At 69.7% G+C, this 16,225-nt stretch carries 20 protein-coding genes; 11 read left to right on the top strand and 9 right to left on the bottom strand.

Going from position 1 to position 16,225, the window contains the following annotated elements:
• The first annotated feature begins 34 nt into the window (after window positions 1–34).
• The 3 genes from AC1ROC_RS19805 (at window position 35) to AC1ROC_RS19795 (ending at window position 1,803) form a co-directional block, all read left to right on the top strand.
• On the top strand, window positions 35–826 hold the full coding sequence (locus tag AC1ROC_RS19805) for a nucleotidyltransferase domain-containing protein (protein WP_493001913.1): 792 nt from the start codon (window positions 35–37) through the stop codon (window positions 824–826).
• A 63-nt stretch (window positions 827–889) separates the two neighbouring features.
• Window positions 890–1,552, top strand: a complete 663-nt coding sequence (locus AC1ROC_RS19800; RefSeq protein ID WP_493001912.1) for a nucleoside/nucleotide kinase family protein — start codon at window positions 890–892, stop codon at window positions 1,550–1,552.
• Window positions 1,549–1,803 (top strand): glutaredoxin family protein, encoded by a 255-nt coding sequence (locus AC1ROC_RS19795; protein WP_168688386.1) that lies wholly within the window; start codon window positions 1,549–1,551, stop codon window positions 1,801–1,803. The genes AC1ROC_RS19800 and AC1ROC_RS19795 overlap by 4 nt, the downstream gene beginning before the upstream one ends.
• Here the strand turns inward: AC1ROC_RS19795 and AC1ROC_RS19790 are convergent.
• On the bottom strand, window positions 1,800–2,426 hold the full coding sequence (locus tag AC1ROC_RS19790) for an MBL fold metallo-hydrolase (RefSeq protein WP_085369693.1): 627 nt from the start codon (window positions 2,424–2,426) through the stop codon (window positions 1,800–1,802). The genes AC1ROC_RS19795 and AC1ROC_RS19790 overlap by 4 nt on opposite strands.
• Window positions 2,427–2,539: 113 nt before the next feature.
• Between AC1ROC_RS19790 and AC1ROC_RS19785 the strand changes: the two genes are divergently transcribed.
• Together AC1ROC_RS19785 and AC1ROC_RS19780 are read left to right on the top strand one after the other, a co-directional pair.
• Complete coding sequence (locus AC1ROC_RS19785) at window positions 2,540–3,511, top strand: aldo/keto reductase (protein ID WP_085369694.1); 972 nt, start codon at window positions 2,540–2,542, stop codon at window positions 3,509–3,511.
• On the top strand, window positions 3,508–4,368 hold the full coding sequence (locus AC1ROC_RS19780) for an aldo/keto reductase (RefSeq protein ID WP_168688384.1): 861 nt from the start codon (window positions 3,508–3,510) through the stop codon (window positions 4,366–4,368). The genes AC1ROC_RS19785 and AC1ROC_RS19780 overlap by 4 nt, the downstream gene beginning before the upstream one ends.
• A gap of 109 nt (window positions 4,369–4,477) precedes the next feature.
• On the opposite strand, the gene AC1ROC_RS19775 is transcribed toward AC1ROC_RS19780, so the two are convergent.
• Window positions 4,478–5,359 (bottom strand): LysR family transcriptional regulator, encoded by an 882-nt coding sequence (locus tag AC1ROC_RS19775; RefSeq protein WP_085369696.1) that lies wholly within the window; start codon window positions 5,357–5,359, stop codon window positions 4,478–4,480.
• Between the two features lie 87 nt (window positions 5,360–5,446).
• On the opposite strand from AC1ROC_RS19775, the gene AC1ROC_RS19770 reads away from it, so the two are divergent.
• Entirely contained in the window at window positions 5,447–5,983 is a 537-nt protein-coding gene (locus AC1ROC_RS19770) for a GNAT family N-acetyltransferase (RefSeq protein WP_168688383.1), read from the top strand.
• Window positions 5,984–6,048: 65 nt separating this feature from the next.
• Here AC1ROC_RS19770 and AC1ROC_RS19765 read toward each other — a convergent pair whose 3' ends face one another.
• The 6 genes from AC1ROC_RS19765 to ddaH form a co-directional block, all read right to left on the bottom strand.
• Window positions 6,049–6,306 carry a hypothetical protein gene (locus AC1ROC_RS19765; RefSeq protein ID WP_493001911.1) on the bottom strand — a complete coding sequence of 86 codons (258 nt, stop codon included), beginning with the start codon at window positions 6,304–6,306 and terminating at the stop codon, window positions 6,049–6,051.
• Window positions 6,303–6,950, bottom strand: a complete 648-nt coding sequence (locus AC1ROC_RS19760) for an MOSC domain-containing protein (protein ID WP_493001910.1) — start codon at window positions 6,948–6,950, stop codon at window positions 6,303–6,305. Before AC1ROC_RS19760 ends, AC1ROC_RS19765 begins: the two co-directional genes overlap by 4 nt.
• Window positions 6,951–6,967: 17 nt before the next feature.
• Entirely contained in the window at window positions 6,968–7,246 is a 279-nt protein-coding gene (locus tag AC1ROC_RS19755; RefSeq protein ID WP_493001909.1) for a hypothetical protein, read from the bottom strand.
• A 391-nt stretch (window positions 7,247–7,637) separates the two neighbouring features.
• Window positions 7,638–9,116, bottom strand: coding sequence for a peptide MFS transporter (locus tag AC1ROC_RS19750; protein WP_493001908.1), 1,479 nt, complete (start codon window positions 9,114–9,116; stop codon window positions 7,638–7,640).
• Window positions 9,117–9,202: 86 nt separating this feature from the next.
• Window positions 9,203–10,522: an ornithine--oxo-acid transaminase gene (rocD, locus tag AC1ROC_RS19745; RefSeq protein WP_493001907.1), complete on the bottom strand. Its 1,320-nt coding sequence runs from the start codon at window positions 10,520–10,522 to the stop codon at window positions 9,203–9,205.
• A gap of 11 nt (window positions 10,523–10,533) precedes the next feature.
• Window positions 10,534–11,394: a dimethylargininase gene (gene ddaH, locus AC1ROC_RS19740; RefSeq protein ID WP_434950950.1), complete on the bottom strand. Its 861-nt coding sequence runs from the start codon at window positions 11,392–11,394 to the stop codon at window positions 10,534–10,536.
• A gap of 186 nt (window positions 11,395–11,580) precedes the next feature.
• On the opposite strand from ddaH, the gene AC1ROC_RS19735 reads away from it, so the two are divergent.
• From AC1ROC_RS19735 to AC1ROC_RS19715, 5 genes are all read left to right on the top strand, one after another.
• Window positions 11,581–12,018, top strand: coding sequence for an Lrp/AsnC family transcriptional regulator (locus AC1ROC_RS19735; RefSeq protein WP_168688378.1), 438 nt, complete (start codon window positions 11,581–11,583; stop codon window positions 12,016–12,018).
• 57 nt (window positions 12,019–12,075) lie between these two features.
• Window positions 12,076–12,498, top strand: a complete 423-nt coding sequence (locus AC1ROC_RS19730; protein WP_493001906.1) for an SRPBCC family protein — start codon at window positions 12,076–12,078, stop codon at window positions 12,496–12,498.
• A gap of 106 nt (window positions 12,499–12,604) precedes the next feature.
• Window positions 12,605–13,297, top strand: a complete 693-nt coding sequence (locus AC1ROC_RS19725) for a response regulator transcription factor (protein ID WP_085369704.1) — start codon at window positions 12,605–12,607, stop codon at window positions 13,295–13,297.
• Window positions 13,298–13,375: 78 nt separating this feature from the next.
• Window positions 13,376–14,935 carry a sensor histidine kinase gene (locus tag AC1ROC_RS19720; RefSeq protein ID WP_493001905.1) on the top strand — a complete coding sequence of 520 codons (1,560 nt, stop codon included), beginning with the start codon at window positions 13,376–13,378 and terminating at the stop codon, window positions 14,933–14,935.
• Between the two features lie 13 nt (window positions 14,936–14,948).
• Window positions 14,949–15,353, top strand: a complete 405-nt coding sequence (locus tag AC1ROC_RS19715) for a GntR family transcriptional regulator (protein ID WP_247597247.1) — start codon at window positions 14,949–14,951, stop codon at window positions 15,351–15,353.
• A 41-nt stretch (window positions 15,354–15,394) separates the two neighbouring features.
• Here AC1ROC_RS19715 and AC1ROC_RS19710 read toward each other — a convergent pair whose 3' ends face one another.
• Entirely contained in the window at window positions 15,395–16,222 is an 828-nt protein-coding gene (locus AC1ROC_RS19710; protein ID WP_493001904.1) for an aldo/keto reductase, read from the bottom strand.
• Window positions 16,223–16,225: the final 3 nt, after the last annotated feature.

The raw sequence follows: 16,225 nt of genomic DNA, 5'->3' as shown, positions 1-16,225 counted from the left end.
ATTGAAGCGATTCACCCCGAATGGAGACCCACCGTTGCTGCACCATGACCAGGCCATCGAACGCTACCTCGCCCGCGAGACGGCACGGCCGGACACCGTCGCCGTCATCCTCACCGGCTCCGTCGCCCGCGGCACGGAGCGCGTCGACTCGGACGTCGACCTCTACCTCGTCGTGACCGAGGAGCGCTGGGCGGACGCCGACGCCGCCGACCTCCTGATGTACACCGAGGACGACGACATCGGCTACGACGGCGGCTACTTCGACATCAAGCTCGCCACCCTGTCCTACCTCGACGATGCCGCCGACCGCGGCGACGACCCGGTGCGCGACTCCTTCGCCGCATCCCGGGTCGTCTTCAGCCGCGTCGACGACCTGGATGCACGCATCGCCCGCATCCACCCGTCGTCCCTCCCTGAGGCCGAGTGGGACGCCAAGGTGGCGTCGTTCCTCGCGCAGGCCAGGCTGTACGGCGGTTACTTCCTGCAGCAGGCGGCCGCGAGCGGCGACCAGCTGCTGCTGCGGCACGCGTCCGTGCACCTCGTCACCTCGGCCGCGCGGGCGCTGCTCGCGGCCAACCGCGTCGCGTTCCCCGGCCCCAAATACCTGACGAAGCTCGTCGCCGGGCTGGACAGCAAGCCCGACGGTTTCGACGCCCTGCTCACGGCCGTACTCGCCGATCCGACCCCCGCCACCGCCGACGCGCTCCTCGCCTCGCTGGAAGCCTTCACCGGAGACCTGCTCCCGCCCGCGCACACGCTCTCCCGTTTCGCCCGGGACAACGAGCTCGCCTGGCGCTACCGCACCGCTCCGCCCGAGTACTCCTGACGTGCACGCACGCGCTCGCGCACCGCGCACCACACCCTGGCCTCGATGCCCGAGAATGAGGGGATGAGCGAAGCCGGGGCAGCACGGGCGGAAGAGCTGCTGCTGGCAGCGCGAGGCGGGCGCGTGCTGCTCGGGATCGCCGGCAGCCCCGGCTCGGGCAAGACCACGCTGGCCCGCACCATCGTCGAGCGGGTGAACGAGCGCGCGGGCGGCCGCCCGCTCGCCGCGCACCTCCCGATGGACGGCTTCCACCTGGCCAACACGACACTGGATGCGCTGGGCCGCCACGACCGCAAGGGCGCGATCGACACGTTCGACGCCTGGGGTTTCGTCGCCACCCTCCGCCGGGTCGTCGCCGAGCAGGCCCACACCGTCTATGTCCCTGCGTTCGAGCGCACCGTTGACGAGCCGGTCGCCGCCTCCATCGCCATCGAGCCGGAGACGCGGCTGGTGGTGGTGGAGGGCAATTACCTGCTGGCCGACGCCGAGCCGTGGTCGCGCATCCCGAGCCTGCTGGCGGAGAGCTGGTTCGTGTCGACGCCGGAGCACGTGCGCCTGGCACGGCTGATCGACAGGCACACCCGCCACGGCCGCACCCCGGAGGCGGCGGAGGCGTGGGCCCGCGAGGTCGACGGCGCCAACGCCGCCATCATCGAGCCCAGCCGGATGCGCGCGACCCGCCTCGTGGACGGCTCCCAGCCGGAAGCGCTTAGGCTCGATGAATGACTTCCGCTGAAACCTACGACAAAGTGACCATGTTCGGCGCGGACTGGTGCCGCGACTGCATCCGCTCGAAGGCCCTCCTCGACCGCCTCGGCGCCGACTACGACTACGTCGACCTGGTCGCGACCCCGGAGAAGGCCGACGTGGCCCTCTCGATCAGCGGTCGCACGAACATCCCGGTCATCGCCTTCCCCGACGGCTCCTACCTGGTGGAGCCGACGGACCCGGAGCTGGAGGCGGCGCTCAGCCGCTAGGCCAACCGGTCCGGGGCTCCGTGCCCCGGGCACACCAGCCGCGGGCGACGGGATGCGATCAGCTCGGTCGTCGCCAGCGCCTGCGCTTTGTCGCTGATCAGCAGCCGCGGCATCTGCACGAGCCTGCCCTTCGAGACGCGCACGGCATCCCCGGCGAAGATCACGCCCCGCCACTCCACGACGACGTGGCCGTCGGTGTGCCCGGGAGCGGGGATGGCGACAAGGCCGGGCAGGATCTCCGTCTCGGCAGCATCCGGGAGTTCGTGCAGGTCGGCCGGCACCTCGGTCTTCGGGTAGACGCGGCCGAGGAACCTCCGGAAGCCGGTCGACGGCGGCGTCTCTCCGCGCAGCACGGCGGCGTCGGCGCGGCCGATCCAGACCCGGGCGCCCGTCTCGCGCTGCAGCGCGGCGGCCGATCCGGCGTGGTCGGGGTCGTAGTGCGTGAGGACGATGTCCGTCACCGGCGGCAGGCCGCGCGCCTCCCGGAGCTCGGCGGCCAGCTTCGCCGCACCGCCCGGGGTTCCGGTGTCGATGACGACAGCGGCGTCTCCGGTGTCGACGAGGTACGCGTTGGCGCCGGTGGCCTTCTGCAGGCGGTAGACGCCGTCGGTGAGGAGCTGCATGCGCTCAGCTTCGCACCGTCGCCCGGGAGGCGCATCCATTCAGTTGCCACCCTGCACAATGTCATCCACATCTCCTGTTGGACAGCTGACTCGGGCGGGCGGATGCTGACGGTATGGAGTACACACATCTGGGCCGGTCCGGCCTGAAAGTCTCTCGACTCGCACTCGGCACGATGAACTTCGGTCCGCAGACCAGCGAGGACGACTCGTTCGCCATCATGGATGCGGCGCACGGGTACGGCATCAACTATTTCGACACGGCCAACGTCTACGGGCAGCACCGCGGCAAGGGCGCGACGGAGTCGATCATCGGCGACTGGTTCGCGAAAGGTGACGGCCGCCGCGAGCGCACGGTGCTCGCCACCAAGCTCTACGGCGACATGGGCGACTGGCCCAACGACGGCAAGCTGTCCGCCCTGAACATCCGGCGCGCACTCGACGCCAGCCTCAGCAGGCTGAAGACCGACTACATCGACATCTACCAGTTCCACCACGTCGACAGGGACACCCCGTGGGACGAGATCTGGCAGGCGATGGAGGTCGCCGTCGCGCAGGGCAAGATCCTGTACGCGGGTTCGAGCAACTTCGCCGGCTGGCACATCGCCACCGCGCAGGCGGAGGCCCGCAAGCGCAACTACACCGGCCTGGTCAGCGAGCAGTCGATCTACAACCTCCTGACCCGTCAGGTGGAGCTCGAAGTGCTGCCGGCCGCTCAGGCGAACGGCGTGGGCGTCATCGCCTGGTCGCCGCTGCACGGTGGCCTCCTCGGCGGGGTCGTGCGCAAGCAGAACGAGGGCAAACGTCGCCTGGAAGGGCGCGCCGCGGAGACCCTCGAGAAGCACCGGGATGCTGTGGAGGCGTACGAGGCCTTCGCCGACGAGCTCGGGCACGAGCCGGGAGACATCGCGCTCGCCTGGCTGCTCGCGCAGCCGGCCGTGACGGCGCCGATCATCGGGCCGCGCACGATGGAGCAACTGGATGCGGCGGTCCGTGCCGTCGACGTCACCCTCGACGAGGCCGCACTTGCGCGCCTCGACGAGATCTTCCCTGGCCACAAGACAGCACCGGAGGACTACGCCTGGTGAGAACACGCAGAATCGCCGACGTCGAGGTGAGCGCGATCGGCCTGGGCGGCATGCCCATGTCGATCGAGGGCCGCCCGGACGAGGACCGCTCCATCGCCACCATCCACGCCGCGCTCGACGCGGGCGTCACCTTCATCGACACGGCGGACGCCTACCATCTGCACGCCGACGAGGTCGGTCACAACGAGTCGCTGATCGCCGGTGCCGTGCGCAGCTGGGGCGGCGACGCATCCACTGTTCTGATCGCCACGAAGGGCGGCCACCTCCGCCCCGGCGACGGAAGCTGGTACGTCGACGGCCGCCCGGAGTACATCAAGGAGGCCGCGAAGGCGTCGCTCGCGCGGCTCGGCGGCGACGCGATCGGGCTGTACCAGTTCCACCGTCCGGACCCCGAGGTGCCGTACGAGGACTCGGTCGGCGCGATCCGCGACCTGCTCGACGACGGCGTGATCCGCCTCGCCGGGATCTCGAACGCGAACCCCGAGCAGATCCGTCAGGCGCAGGAGATCCTCGGCGGCCGTCTCGCGTCGGTGCAGAACCAGTTCTCGCCGGCCTTCCGGTCGAGCGAGCCCGAGCTGGAGCTGGCCGACGAGCTGGGCATCGCGTTCCTGCCGTGGAGCCCGCTCGGCGGCATCACGTCCGCCGCGTCGCTCGGCGACAGGTTCGCGCCGTTCCAGCAGGTCGCGGATGCGCGTGGCGTCAGCCCGCAGGTCGTCGCGCTCGCCTGGCACCTCGCCAAGAGCCCGCACGTCATCCCGATCCCCGGAGCATCCCGCCCAGAGTCGATCCGTGACTCGGCGACGGCGGCCGACCTGACCCTCACCCCCGAGGAGCTGGCGGCGCTCGACGCGGCCTGACCCGCGCCGCCTGATCCGCGCCGGGTGATCCGCGCGGCACATTCGGGTCCGGCGTCATTCGCGACACCTCGGTGTCACCGGCGAGTGGCGTCGGGCTCGAGTGCTGCGTTTACGCGGCGGCTCCGACGGGCTGCAACTGCCGCAGGAAAGCGCCGGCCGCCGGGCTGGGCTCCTCGGCCACCGCCACCGCCACATTCCACGCCGGCACGTCGCCGCGCAGCCCGACCGCCTTCAGCTGCTCCGGGCGCTTGCGGGCGAAGCTCGCCGGCACGATCGCGACGCCGAGGTTGTAGCCGACCAGGTCGAGCAGCGGATGCACGTCATTGACCTCCATCGCCGCCCGGTAGTCGAACCCGGCCGCCGCGAACGCCCGCCGCGCGAGCGCCTGCGCACCCCACCCCTCCTGAAAACCGATCAGCGCCTCACCGCGCAGACTCTCCAACGGGATGCTCGACTCAGCCGCGAACCGGTGGTCGGGGTGGCAGAGCACCAGCATCTCCTGCGTGCTCAGCTGTCGCAGCTGCACCCCGGCGGGCGTGTGGCCGGTGTCGACGACCAGGGCGACGTCGACGCGGCCCCCGGCGACCGCATCCACCAGCTCGACGGATCCGGAGTAGCGCAGCCGCACCTCCACGCCGGGGTTGGCCGTGCGGAACGACGCGAGCTCGGCGGGGAGGTCGACCGAGCCGAGGCACGGCTCAGCTCCGATGGTGAGGCGGCCGCGCACCAGGCCGCGCACGGCGGCGACGGCGTTGCGGGCCGCTGCCGCGCTGGCGAGCGTGCGCACGGAGTCGGCGAGCAGCGCTTGTCCTGCGGTGGTCAGCTCCACGCGACGCGTGCTGCGGATGAACAGGGAGGTGCCGAGCTCCTGCTCAAGCGACCGGATGGACGCGGACAGTCCGGACTGCGAGATCTGCAGCAGTTCCGCCGCGCGTGTGAAGTGTCGTTCCTCCGCCACCGTGACGAAGTGCTCGAGCTGCCGGAGTTCCATTCAGCAATGGTACGACTGAATCGGGGGCGGCTTGACCGCATCCACTGATGGTTGCCGCCGCGCGGGACGATCGGCTAGGAATGACCCATGCTTACTGGCAGCACGGTGGGACTGAGGGCCCGGCACGAAGAGGACATCCCGATCCTGCTGAAGGAGATGTGGGACGACGTCGTCGTCGGCTCCCGCGCGGAGGGCAGCCCGTGGCGTCCGATCTCTCCCGGTTCGGACGACCCCCGACTGAAGGTGGGCACGTCCGACGACGATGTGGTGCGGTTCTCGATCGTCGAATTGGCCGGAGGAACGCTGATCGGCGCTGCCACCCTCTGGGGCATCGACACGCACAACCGGTTCGCCCACATCGGGCTGGGCCTGACCCCCGCGGCGCGCGGGCACGGCTACGGCACAGACGTGGTGGCGGTGCTCACGCACTACGGTTTCGTGGTGCGCGGACTGCACCGGCTGCAGATCGAGACGCTGGCGGACAACACGGCCATGCTGCGGGCGGCGGAGAGCAACGGCTACGTCCGTGAGGGGACGACCCGCGCGTCAGCGTGGGTGCTCGGCGAGTTCATCGACGAGGTCATCCTGGGGCTGCTCGCGGCGGAGTACGCGCCGCGAGCCTGAGCGCGCCGCGGGTGCGCGATTGGTGAGACGCGCGCGGTCGGTGAGACGCCGTCAGCCTGCGCCGGTCAGGCGTGCGCCGCGTGCGCCGCGTGCACGTGGGACGCGAAGGCGGCGATCTCGTCGGCGCGCGCCGCGTCGTAGAAGAAGCTGAGCTTGCCGCCGTGGGTCGGTGTGATGGACACCATCTTCTTGCCGACCGTGATCGTCGGACGGTACGCGATGTGCATCCTCTGAACATCCGCGAAGCCGAACACCTCCAGGATGCGCCCGTCGAACCCCAGCAGCGTCGACTCGCTCGCCCACACCTCGACCACCCCGCTCACGCGCTCACCCGCGCAGCGATCTTCCGCATCGCCACCACCATCTCGGGCACGAGCGTCACGCTCCCCGCGCGCTCTGCCGCTTCGAGCGCATCCACCTGGTCGGCGTCGGGGGAGGTGAACCAGGAGGCGACGGTCACTCCGTGCCCCGGCCTCGACACGACCTCGATGCTGTCGCCGGCTCCGATACTCCCGGACTTGACGATGCCCAGGTATGCGCCGGGCAGCCCCACCTCGGTGAAGCGCTTGACCCACTGCCGCTCCCCCATGCGCCGTTGGAACGTCGCACACGGCTCGCGCGGACAGGTCACCTCGACCACTAGCTCGTCGCCGATCCTCCACCGCTCGCCGATCTCTGCACCGTTGACGTCAAGTCCCGCCGTGCGCAGGTTCTCGCCGAACAGCCCGGCAGGGATGTCGCGCCCGAGCGCATCCGCCCAGTACTCCGCGTCCTCCTGCGCATACGCGTACAGCGCCTTGCTGAGGCCGCCATGATGCTTGCGGTCGGCCTGCACGTCTCCGTAGAGCCCGTACGGTCGCACCCTGAGCGGACCGGCGACGGGTCGCTTGTCGATCGCGGTCACCCCGATGCTGCCCGAATCCGGGATCAGCTTGTCCACCCTGCACAGTTCGAGCAACTCGGCCATGCGACCAGTCTGCTGCCTCACCGAGCGGCACGCACGGGCGGCGCGATCAGCATGGGTACCAAACCGTAGGCCCACGACGCGAAGTGCACCAGAATCCACGCGCCGAGAACGGCATCAGACCAGTGTCCGGCCACCATTGTGAGATGTGTCGGGATGAGCCACTGAGTGGCCGCGCCCGCCGCGACGCCTCCGAGCGCGAGAAGCGCGATCCGCGTGACCATCGCGCTCAGTGCGGGCACGGCGAGGATCACGCAGCCAGCGACGAGTGCGCAAGTCATCACGGCGAGCGCGCCCACGAAGACCTCCGATTCCTCGCTCGACCGGTCTGCGCCACCGGGAGATGACCAGTGCGTGCCGAGCTGGCGAGGGATCTCGGAACCCCACGCCCAGCGCGCCACCACTGTTGCTCCAAGCGGGAGGGCGAGCGAGACGGCACTGAAGGCGAGCCGAGTGCGGGATGGCCGCGACGGCGGCGTCATTCGTGGTTCTTCAGGATTGTGAAACCGAGCGCTATCGCCCGACCGATGACCGTGGCGAATGCACCACGAGCGCAGCGATCGCGACCACTCCCGTCAACGCGATCGAAACGACACTCTTATTCTTCACAATTCAACTCCCAGCACTTCGACGTACCGGGATAGCGTATCAAAACTCTTAGGTGCTAAATACTAAATACATACAATTGCCTCACCGCACGCCGCGCATTATCTTCAGCACCCACGGGCTCATCACGGCCAGGACCACGCCGATCGCGATGGCCACCGCGCCGATGATCCCGAAGTAGACGCCCTCCGTCGCCGGCGAGTACAGCTTCGCGAGCTGGCCGGCCATCGCGGTGCCGAGTGCGACGGACAGGAAGTAGAGAGCCACCATCTGCGCACCGAACGCGTGCGGCGCCAGCTTCGTGGAGGCGGACAGCCCGACCGGCGAGATCAGCAACTCCGCGACCGTGAACACGAGCAGGATGCCCACCACGGCCAGCAGCGGCGTGCTGTTCTCTCCGCCGCCCGCCCAGAAGAGGAACAGCCAGAACGCCAGCCCCATCACCACCGTGCCCGCCGCGAACTTGAGCGGCGTCGACGGCTGCTTGTCTCCCCACTTCGTCCAGATCGCCGCGAAGACACCGGACAGGACGATGACGAAGATCGGGTTGATCGACTGCACCCAGGAGACCGGGAAGTCCCAGCCGAACAGGTTGCGGTCGAGTCGCTTGTCCGAGTAGATCGTGATCACCGTGAACTGCTGCTGGTACAGAGACCAGAACGCCGCGTTCGTGATGAACAGCGGGATGAACGCCACGATCCTGCTGCGCTCCTCCGCGTTCACCAGCTTCGACGTGAGCAGCAGCGTGAAGTACGCGATGGCGGCGACGATCACCACGCCGATCACGATGAGCGCCAGGTTCTGCGCCGTGATCACGCCGAGGAGCACCAGCGCGACCACCACGATCACCCCGGCCACCGCGATCCCGATGACGAGCGGGCGACGGGATGCCGGCAGCGGGTTGGGCACGTCGTGCGCCTCCTCCGGCAGCCGCTTGCGCCCGAAGGAGTACTGGATGAGCCCGATCGCCATGCCGACCGCCGCCAGCCCGAAGCCCCAGTGGAAGCCCAGCTCGGTCTGCAGCAGCCCGGTGAGGAGCGGCCCGAAGAACGCGCCGAGGTTGATGCCGAGGTAGAAGATCGAGAACCCGGCGTCCCTGCGCGAGTCGTGCTCCGAGTAGAGCGTGCCGACGATGCGGGTGGCGTTCGCCTTCAGCCCGCCACTGCCGAGCGCCACCAGCAGGAGGCCCACGATCACGCCGGACACCCCGGGCAGCAGGGCGAGCGAGATGTGCCCGGCCATGATGACCACGGCACTCCAGAACAGCACGCGTTCCGACCCGAACATCCGGTCGGCGAGCCACGCGCCGAGGATCGTCGAGAGGTACACCGCCCCTCCGTACGCGCCGACGATGCCGGCGGCCGTGGCCTGGTCGATGCCGAGGCCGCCGTCGGCGACCGAGTGATAGAGGTAGATGAGCAGGATGCCCTGCATCCCGTAGAACGAGAAGCGCTCCCACATCTCGACGCCGAAGATGTTCGCGAGCGAGCGGGGTTGCCCGAAGAACGTCTTGCCGCCGTCTGGCCGTTCGGGCGCCGTCGCCTGTGTGCTCGGATCACTCATGGCGCCCATGCTTCCACTCGGGAGCACCCGGCGCGACGAAAAAACCCGAAGCTGTGGATAACTCCTGCGCTCACAGGCGAAAGCCGTCAGCGGGTGGACAACTCCTGCAGCACCGCATCGAGCTGGTCGACCGCCCAGTCCAGGTCGGCGGGATCCACCACGATCGGGGGCGCCAACCGGATGGTCGACCCGTGCGTGTCCTTCGCCAGCAGCCCGCGCTCCATCAGCAGTTCGCAGACCTCCCTGCCCGTCGCGAGCGCCGGATCGATGTCGATCCCGGCCCACAGCCCAGCCCCGCGCACCGCGAGCACGCCGTGCCCGACCAGCCGCGAGAGCCCGGCGTGCAGGCGCCTGCCGAGCAGCGCGGCGCGCTCCTGCGGCTCGCCGGTCGCGAGCATCCCGACCACGGCCCGCCCGACGGCGGCAGCGAGCGGGTTCCCACCGAACGTCGACCCGTGCTCCCCGGGGTTCAGCACCCCGAGCACATCACGGTTGCCGACGACAGCGGAGACCGGCACGATACCGCCGCCGAGCGCCTTGCCCAGGAGGTAGAGGTCGGGTACCACTCCCACCAGGTCGCACGCGAACGTCGCACCGGTGCGGCCGAGGCCGGACTGGATCTCGTCCGCGATCAGGAGCACGCGTCGTTCGTCGCAGAGCGCGCGCAGTTCGGGAAGGAAGGAGGCGGGCGGCACGACGATGCCGGCCTCGCCCTGGATCGGTTCGACGAGCACGGCGACGGTGTCGTCGTCGATGGCCTCCGCGGCCGCGGCGGCGTCGCCGTACGGCACCGTGCGGAATCCCGGCGTGTACGGGCCGAACCCGTCACGCGCATCCGGATCGTCGGAGAAGCTGATGATCGTGGTCGTGCGCCCGTGGAAGTTGCCGGCCATCACGATGATGTTCGCCCGCCCGTCCTGCACACCCTTCACGCGGTACCCCCACGCGCGCGCCACCTTGATGCCGGACTCGACGGCCTCGGCTCCCGTGTTCATCGGCAGCACCATGTCTTTGCCCGCGAGCGCGGCGAGCGCCTCCACGAACGGGCCGAGTTGGTCGTTGTGGAACGCGCGGCTCGTCAGCGTGATGCGGTCGAGCTGGGCCCGCGCCGCATCCAGAAGCACGGGGTTGGAGTGGCCGAAGTTCACGGCCGAGTATGCGGCGAGGCAGTCCAGGTAGCGCCGGCCGTCCACATCCGTGACCCAGGCGCCGTCCCCCTCCGCGACCACGACGGGCAGTGGATGGTAGTTGTGCGCCATGTGCTCCTCTTCCCGCTCGATCGCCTCGGCCTGGCGCTCGGTCGGGGCGACGGTGCTGGGGTGGATGCGGTGGGCGACGGTGTCAGCACCGGCGACCGTGTCAGCGTCGGTCGTGCCCGCGGGGGCGACCGTGTCTGTGTCGTTCATGCGCTGTCCTTTCAGCGTCGCAGTTCGAGGGTGCAGCACTTGACGCCGCCGCCGCCGAGCAGCAGCTCGGAGAGGTCGACGCCGATCGGGTTGTATCCGTGCTCGCGCAGCTGCCGCTCGAAGTCGACAGCCCTGGATGCGATCACCACGTTGTATCCGTCGGAGAACGAGTTGAGTCCGAGCACGGCGGCGTCCTCGTCGTTGACGACGATCGCGTCGGGGAACCGCTCGGCGATGACGGCCCTGCTGGCGTCGTCGAACGCGGACGGCAGGTAGGCGATGTGCTCCTGCCCGGGCGTGCCGTCGAGCACCGAGAGCGCCGTGTCCAGGTGGTAGAAGTTCGGGTCGATCAGCCGCAGCGAGACCACCTCGCGGCCGTACAGCTCGGCGAGCTCGCCGTGACTGGCGTCGGTGCTGCGGAAGCCGGTGCCCGCGAGGATCGTGTCCCCGACGAGGAGGAAGTCGCCCTCTCCCTCGTTCACGCTGCGCGGCTCAGCGACCTCGAACCCGTGGCTGCGGAACCAGTCCATGTATGCCGGGCCTTCCGGCTGCCGCTCCGGGTATGTGAAGCTCGCGCCGTACGCCACGTTGTCGACCACGAACCCGCCGTTGGCCGCGTAGACCATGTCCGGCAGCCCTTCGATGGGCTCGATCAGCTGCACGTCGTAGCCGAGCTCGACGTAGGTGCGGTAGAGCACATCCCACTGCTGCACGGCCAGCGACGTATCGGTCGGCAGGGCGGGGTCCATCCACGGGTTGATCCGGTAGACGACCACGAAATGCTCGGGACGGCACATCAGCACCGACCGCCGCGTCGGGATCCGCGCCGGCCGGTCCGTCCGCGGCTCAGCGTCTTCGTGGGTGATCGACATGGGGATAGTGTCACACACGATTGTCGGCGAATGGATGCGTCCGGGCGCACGTAATCGCCAGGATCCGGCCTCGCCGCGCAGAATGTTTGCGTGCCTGTGCGGCGAGAGCAGATCGTTATACAGCCCGCGCAACGATTCCGCGTAACACCAGGCGCTCACGCAACGATCCACCGTATGCTAGCGCTCGTGGACAACCTTGATCGCAGCATCCTCGACCTGCTCCGCCAGAATGCCCGCGCCGGATACGGAGATATCGGCTCCGTGGTCGGGCTGTCCGCGTCCGCGGTGAAGCGCAGGGTCGACCGCCTGGTCGCCGACGGCGTCATCCGCGGATTCACCATCCAGGTCGACCCGGCGATCGACGGGATGAGCACCGAGGCGTACGTCGAGCTGTTCTGCCGGGGGACGGTCGCGCCCGACGAGCTGCTGCGCATCCTGTCCGCCGTGCCGGAGGTGGTGGATGCGGGAACCGTCACGGGCAGCGCGGACGCCATCGTGCACATCCGGTCGCGGGACATCCCGAGCCTGGAGGCGGCGCTCGAAAAAGTGCGACTTGCGCCGAACGTGGACCATACGCGCTCCGCGATCGTGCTCTCGCGCCTGATCAGCCGCGGCAACGCCTGACCGGCACGCGTCGCATTTCTTCAAGCCATCCGCGCCCTCGAAGCGCACGATGGTGAGATGAGCGAGACAGCAGAGGCCACCATCCTCATCCACGCCGACCGGGATGCGGTCTGGCGCGCCATCACCGACCCCGACCTCATCGCGCAGTACCTCTACGGCACGCGCGTCGAGTCAGAGTGGACGGTCGGCAGCCCCATCGTCTACCGCGGGGAGTGGGAGGGGAAACCGTACGAGGATCACGGCACCATCCTGGAATTCGTGCCGGGCGAACGCCTGGTGAGCAGCTATTACAGCCCGCTCAGCGGCAAACCGGACGTGCCGGAGAGCTACCAGGACGTCGCGTACACCCTGCGCCCCGACGGCGACGGCACCCGCGTCACCATCACCCAGAGTGGATGCGCCGACCGCGCGGAAGCCGACCGCATGAGCACCAACTGGGCCTCCACCCTGGAGGGGCTTCGCGCCGTCGTCGAGCGCTGATGCGCATCCGGATTTCCGTGACGACCTGCGAGAACCTACAGGAAACGCCACACCCGATCCGCCGCCATCGGAGCACGACCACGGGAATCGGTGGCACGATGTCAGCATGAAGCTGCTCGTTGTCGAAGACGATCCCGACATGGGAGGCCTCGTCGAACGCGGTCTCACGGCCGAAGGCTACGACGTGACCCTGGTCACGAACGGCGTCGACGCGCTCATCGCCCTGCGCGCCGAAGGCTATTCCGCCGCCGCGATCGACGTGATGCTGCCGGGGATGAGCGGCTTCGAGCTGTGCCGCCACATCCGCGAGGCCGCCAACCCGATGCCGATCCTGCTGCTCACCGCACGAGACGCTATCGAGGACCGCGTTCACGGCCTGGATTCGGGAGCGGACGACTACCTCACCAAGCCGTTCGCCTTCGCCGAGCTCGCCGCGCGGGTGCGCGCCCTGCTGCGCCGCGAGCCGTCCGGGATGCGCCCCCAGGTGACGGTCGGACGCCTCACCATCGACTCGCACGAGCACCGCGCCCTGGTGTCCGGCCACGAGATGCCGCTCAGCCGCCGCGAGTTCACGCTGCTGCGCCTGTTCGCCACGAACCCGGACAAGACGCTCGCCCGCTCCGACATCCTCGAGACGGTGTGGGGCACGACGGAGAACATCGGCACGAACGTCATCGACCAGTACGTGTCGTACCTGCGCAAGAAGCTGGAACTCGCCGGCGCCGGGCTCGCCATCGTCACCGAGCGCGGCCGCGGATACCGGCTGGACGCCAAGAACGCCGAGGTCCCGACCCCGTGACGCGCGCGGCGGTCGGCGCTGTTCCGGGCTCCGGCTCCGGCTCCGGCTCCGGATGCGCGGATCGCGCGTGACCAGCCCATGAACCGTCTCAGGCGCCTCTCGATCACTGCCCGCATCACCATCGGCAGTCTCATCGTGGCGACCCTGTTCGGCCTGGTCGCTGTCGAGGTGGTGCGCTTCGGCGTCGCCTCCATCCTGCACAACGCCACGGTCACCCTCCTCGACAACGACGTCGCCGCGCCCGCCGCGGCTCTCGGCAACAACCCGTCCGGCCCGTTCGATCTGCCGGGAGGCGGCCAGGAGCTCGCGATCGTCGACGCGTCGGGCGCGGTGCTCGCATCCACTCTCCCCGGCTCGCTGGAGGCCGACATCGGCGGGCTGCTGCGGCTGGGCGAGCAGGCGACGAGCGTCAAAGTCGGCGACGACCAGTATCTGGTGCTGGTGCGCGCGGTCTCCACCAGGAACGGCGTGATGCACGTGGTCGCCGCCCGCAACAACGAGACCACCGACCTCATCCTGGACAGGCTCACCGGCGCCCTCGCGATCGGCGCCGTGCTGCTGGTGATCGGCTTCGGCGCGGCATCCTGGCTGCTGACGCGTGCAGCACTGCGCCCGGTGAGCCGGATGCGGGAGCAGGCGGAACGCATCGCCGATGTGCAGTCGACGGGCCTGCTGACGGTGAACCCGGCTCGCGACGAGCTGGCCGAACTCGCCGGGACGCTGAACGAACTCATCCGCAGGCTGCGCGCGTCGGCGGAACGCGAACGCCAGATGGTGTCCGACGCCAGCCACGAGCTGCGAACGCCACTTGCTGTCCTCCGCGGCCAGCTGGAACTCGCGGAGCTGGATGCCGGAGACGCGGAGGCACTGCTCGCGGACATCCGCTCCTCCCGCAGCACCGCCCTCCGCCTCGGCCAGCTGGCGAACAACCTGCTCGAACTGTCGCGCATCGAGGCGGGCCCGGCGAGCGGCCGCACCGACTGGCGCACCCTCACGGACGAACTGGCCGACGCCATCGACCGCGCCCGCCTCCTGGCCGCGAGCCCGGAAGAGAACACCCCGCCGATCTCGATCGACTTCGACTACAACCCGCGCAAGACCCCACCGGGCGACGGCCTGGTCGGCCTCTCCCCCACCGACTTCGGCCGCATCCTGGACAACCTGATCGGCAACGCGATCACCGCGATCGCGGGCGCGAGTGGGGGCGCGGGTGACGCGCCAGCGGGCGCGGGTGACGCGCCAGCGGACGCGGGTGACGCGGCGGCCGACGCGGCGACGGAAGCCGAGACAGGCGCCACCACCCCACCCGACCCCACCACCCCCGACGCTCTCACCCCCCGGGATGCGACGGTCACCGCCGAGCTGACGGCCACCGATGCCGAGGTCATCCTCACGGTCCGCGACACCGGCCCCGGGATGCCCGCGGACTTCATCCCCGTCGCTCTCGACCGCTTCACCCGGGCCGACGGCGCCCGCACCGCTCACTCGGGCGGCGGGCTCGGTCTCGCGATCGTCGGCGCGCTGGCGGGCTCGGCGGGCGGTAGCGTCGTACTGGCGAACGCCGAAGGCGGCGGACTCGTCGTCACCGTGGTGCTCCCACTCGTCGGCGCACCCTCACCGGCGAAGGCGGAACAGTGAAGGCGGAACAGTTGTGAGCGAATCCTCCGGCACGAACGGCGCCCCTGGCTTCTTGTCCGCCCCCATCGACGCCTCGGCGACGACCCCACCGTTCGAGCAGCTGAAGGCCCACATCCTCGCCGCCGTCAGCACCGGCGACGCTCCCGTCGGCACCCGTCTCCCTCCGGTACGGGCGCTGGCGGACTCCCTCGGTCTCGCCCCGAACACCATCGCTCGCGCCTACCGCGAACTGGAGCACGTCGGCGTCCTGGAGACCCGCGGCCGCGCAGGAACGTTCGTCGCCGCCGCCGACGCCACCCAGCGCGAGGCCGCCACCGCGGCCGCAGCCTTCGCCGAGCGCGCCGCCGACCTGGGCCTCACCGCGGACGAAGCCCTCACCCTCGCCCGAGCAGCCCTCGAGTCGCGCCTGCGCCCCTGACCGAAGGTCTCGCCCGTCTACCTCGGTCCGCGCCCCTGACCTCAGTGCCCGCTGCGGTCCGAGTCCACTCCGGCATCCGGACCCTCGTCGAGCGTGTCGATCCCGGTCAGGTCGGCGGCGTCCAGTTCGAACCCGAACACGTCGAAGTTCTCGGCGAGGCGTTGTGCGTTGCTGGATTTCGGGATCACGACGAGCCCGTTCTGAATGTGCCAGCGCAGCACCACCTGGCCCGGCGTCTTGTCGTGCTTCTCGGCGATCTCCGCGAGAACCGGCGACCGCAGGAGGTCGCCCCCAGCGCCGAGCGGACTCCACGATTCGGTGACGATGCCGTGCTCGCTGTCGTACGCCCGCTGCTCGCGCCGCTGGATGGCCGGGCTGAGCTGGATCTGGTTGACCGCCGGCACCACGCCGGTCTCCGCGATCAGCCTGTCGATGTGCGCCGGCTTGAAGTTGGAGACGCCGATCGCGCGCGCCTTGCCCGCTTCCCGCAGCCGGATGAACGTCTCCCAGGTGGACACGTACTCATCCCGGGCGGGCAGCGGCCAGTGGATGAGAAGCAGGTCCACATAGTCGAGCCCGAGCCGGGCGAGGGAGGCGTCGAGCCCGTCGAGCGCGCGGTCTTCGCCTTGGTACGTGCCGTCGAGCTTCGTCGTGACGAACAGCTCGTCCCTGTCGACGCCGCTGTGCTTCACGCCGAGCCCCACGCCGACCTCGTTGCCGTACTTCACCGCCGTGTCGATGTGACGGTATCCGATGGCCGCCGCCTCGATGATCGTGCGTTCGACCTCCTGGTCGTCGAGGGGCCACGTGCCGAGGCCGAGCTGCGGGATGGTGGTTCCGGAGTTGAGCGGGAGCGTGGGTGTCGTCATGGT

The sequence above is a fragment of the Leifsonia sp. GW821-FHT13C05 genome (assembly GCF_058806515.1).
Note: the sequence above shows the minus strand (reverse complement) of the source record. Positions and strands in the feature narration are given on the sequence as shown.

Excerpts from the sequence above, each read along its gene's own strand:
- AC1ROC_RS19710 (WP_493001904.1), bottom strand. The coding sequence starts at position 16,222 with ATGACGACACCCACGCTCCCGCTCAACTCCGGAACCACCATCCCGCAG.
- AC1ROC_RS19800 (WP_493001912.1), top strand. The coding sequence starts at position 890 with ATGAGCGAAGCCGGGGCAGCACGGGCGGAAGAGCTGCTGCTGGCAGCG.
- AC1ROC_RS19750 (WP_493001908.1), bottom strand. The coding sequence starts at position 9,116 with ATGAGTGATCCGAGCACACAGGCGACGGCGCCCGAACGGCCAGACGGC.
- AC1ROC_RS19795 (WP_168688386.1), top strand. The coding sequence starts at position 1,549 with ATGACTTCCGCTGAAACCTACGACAAAGTGACCATGTTCGGCGCGGAC.
- AC1ROC_RS19760 (WP_493001910.1), bottom strand. The coding sequence starts at position 6,950 with ATGGCCGAGTTGCTCGAACTGTGCAGGGTGGACAAGCTGATCCCGGAT.
- AC1ROC_RS19790 (WP_085369693.1), bottom strand. The coding sequence starts at position 2,426 with ATGCAGCTCCTCACCGACGGCGTCTACCGCCTGCAGAAGGCCACCGGC.
- AC1ROC_RS19725 (WP_085369704.1), top strand. The coding sequence starts at position 12,605 with ATGAAGCTGCTCGTTGTCGAAGACGATCCCGACATGGGAGGCCTCGTC.
- rocD (WP_493001907.1), bottom strand. The coding sequence starts at position 10,522 with ATGAACGACACAGACACGGTCGCCCCCGCGGGCACGACCGACGCTGAC.
- AC1ROC_RS19785 (WP_085369694.1), top strand. The coding sequence starts at position 2,540 with ATGGAGTACACACATCTGGGCCGGTCCGGCCTGAAAGTCTCTCGACTC.
- AC1ROC_RS19770 (WP_168688383.1), top strand. The coding sequence starts at position 5,447 with ATGCTTACTGGCAGCACGGTGGGACTGAGGGCCCGGCACGAAGAGGAC.
- AC1ROC_RS19730 (WP_493001906.1), top strand. The coding sequence starts at position 12,076 with ATGAGCGAGACAGCAGAGGCCACCATCCTCATCCACGCCGACCGGGAT.
- AC1ROC_RS19720 (WP_493001905.1), top strand. The coding sequence starts at position 13,376 with ATGAACCGTCTCAGGCGCCTCTCGATCACTGCCCGCATCACCATCGGC.
- ddaH (WP_434950950.1), bottom strand. The coding sequence starts at position 11,394 with ATGTCGATCACCCACGAAGACGCTGAGCCGCGGACGGACCGGCCGGCG.
- AC1ROC_RS19775 (WP_085369696.1), bottom strand. The coding sequence starts at position 5,359 with ATGGAACTCCGGCAGCTCGAGCACTTCGTCACGGTGGCGGAGGAACGA.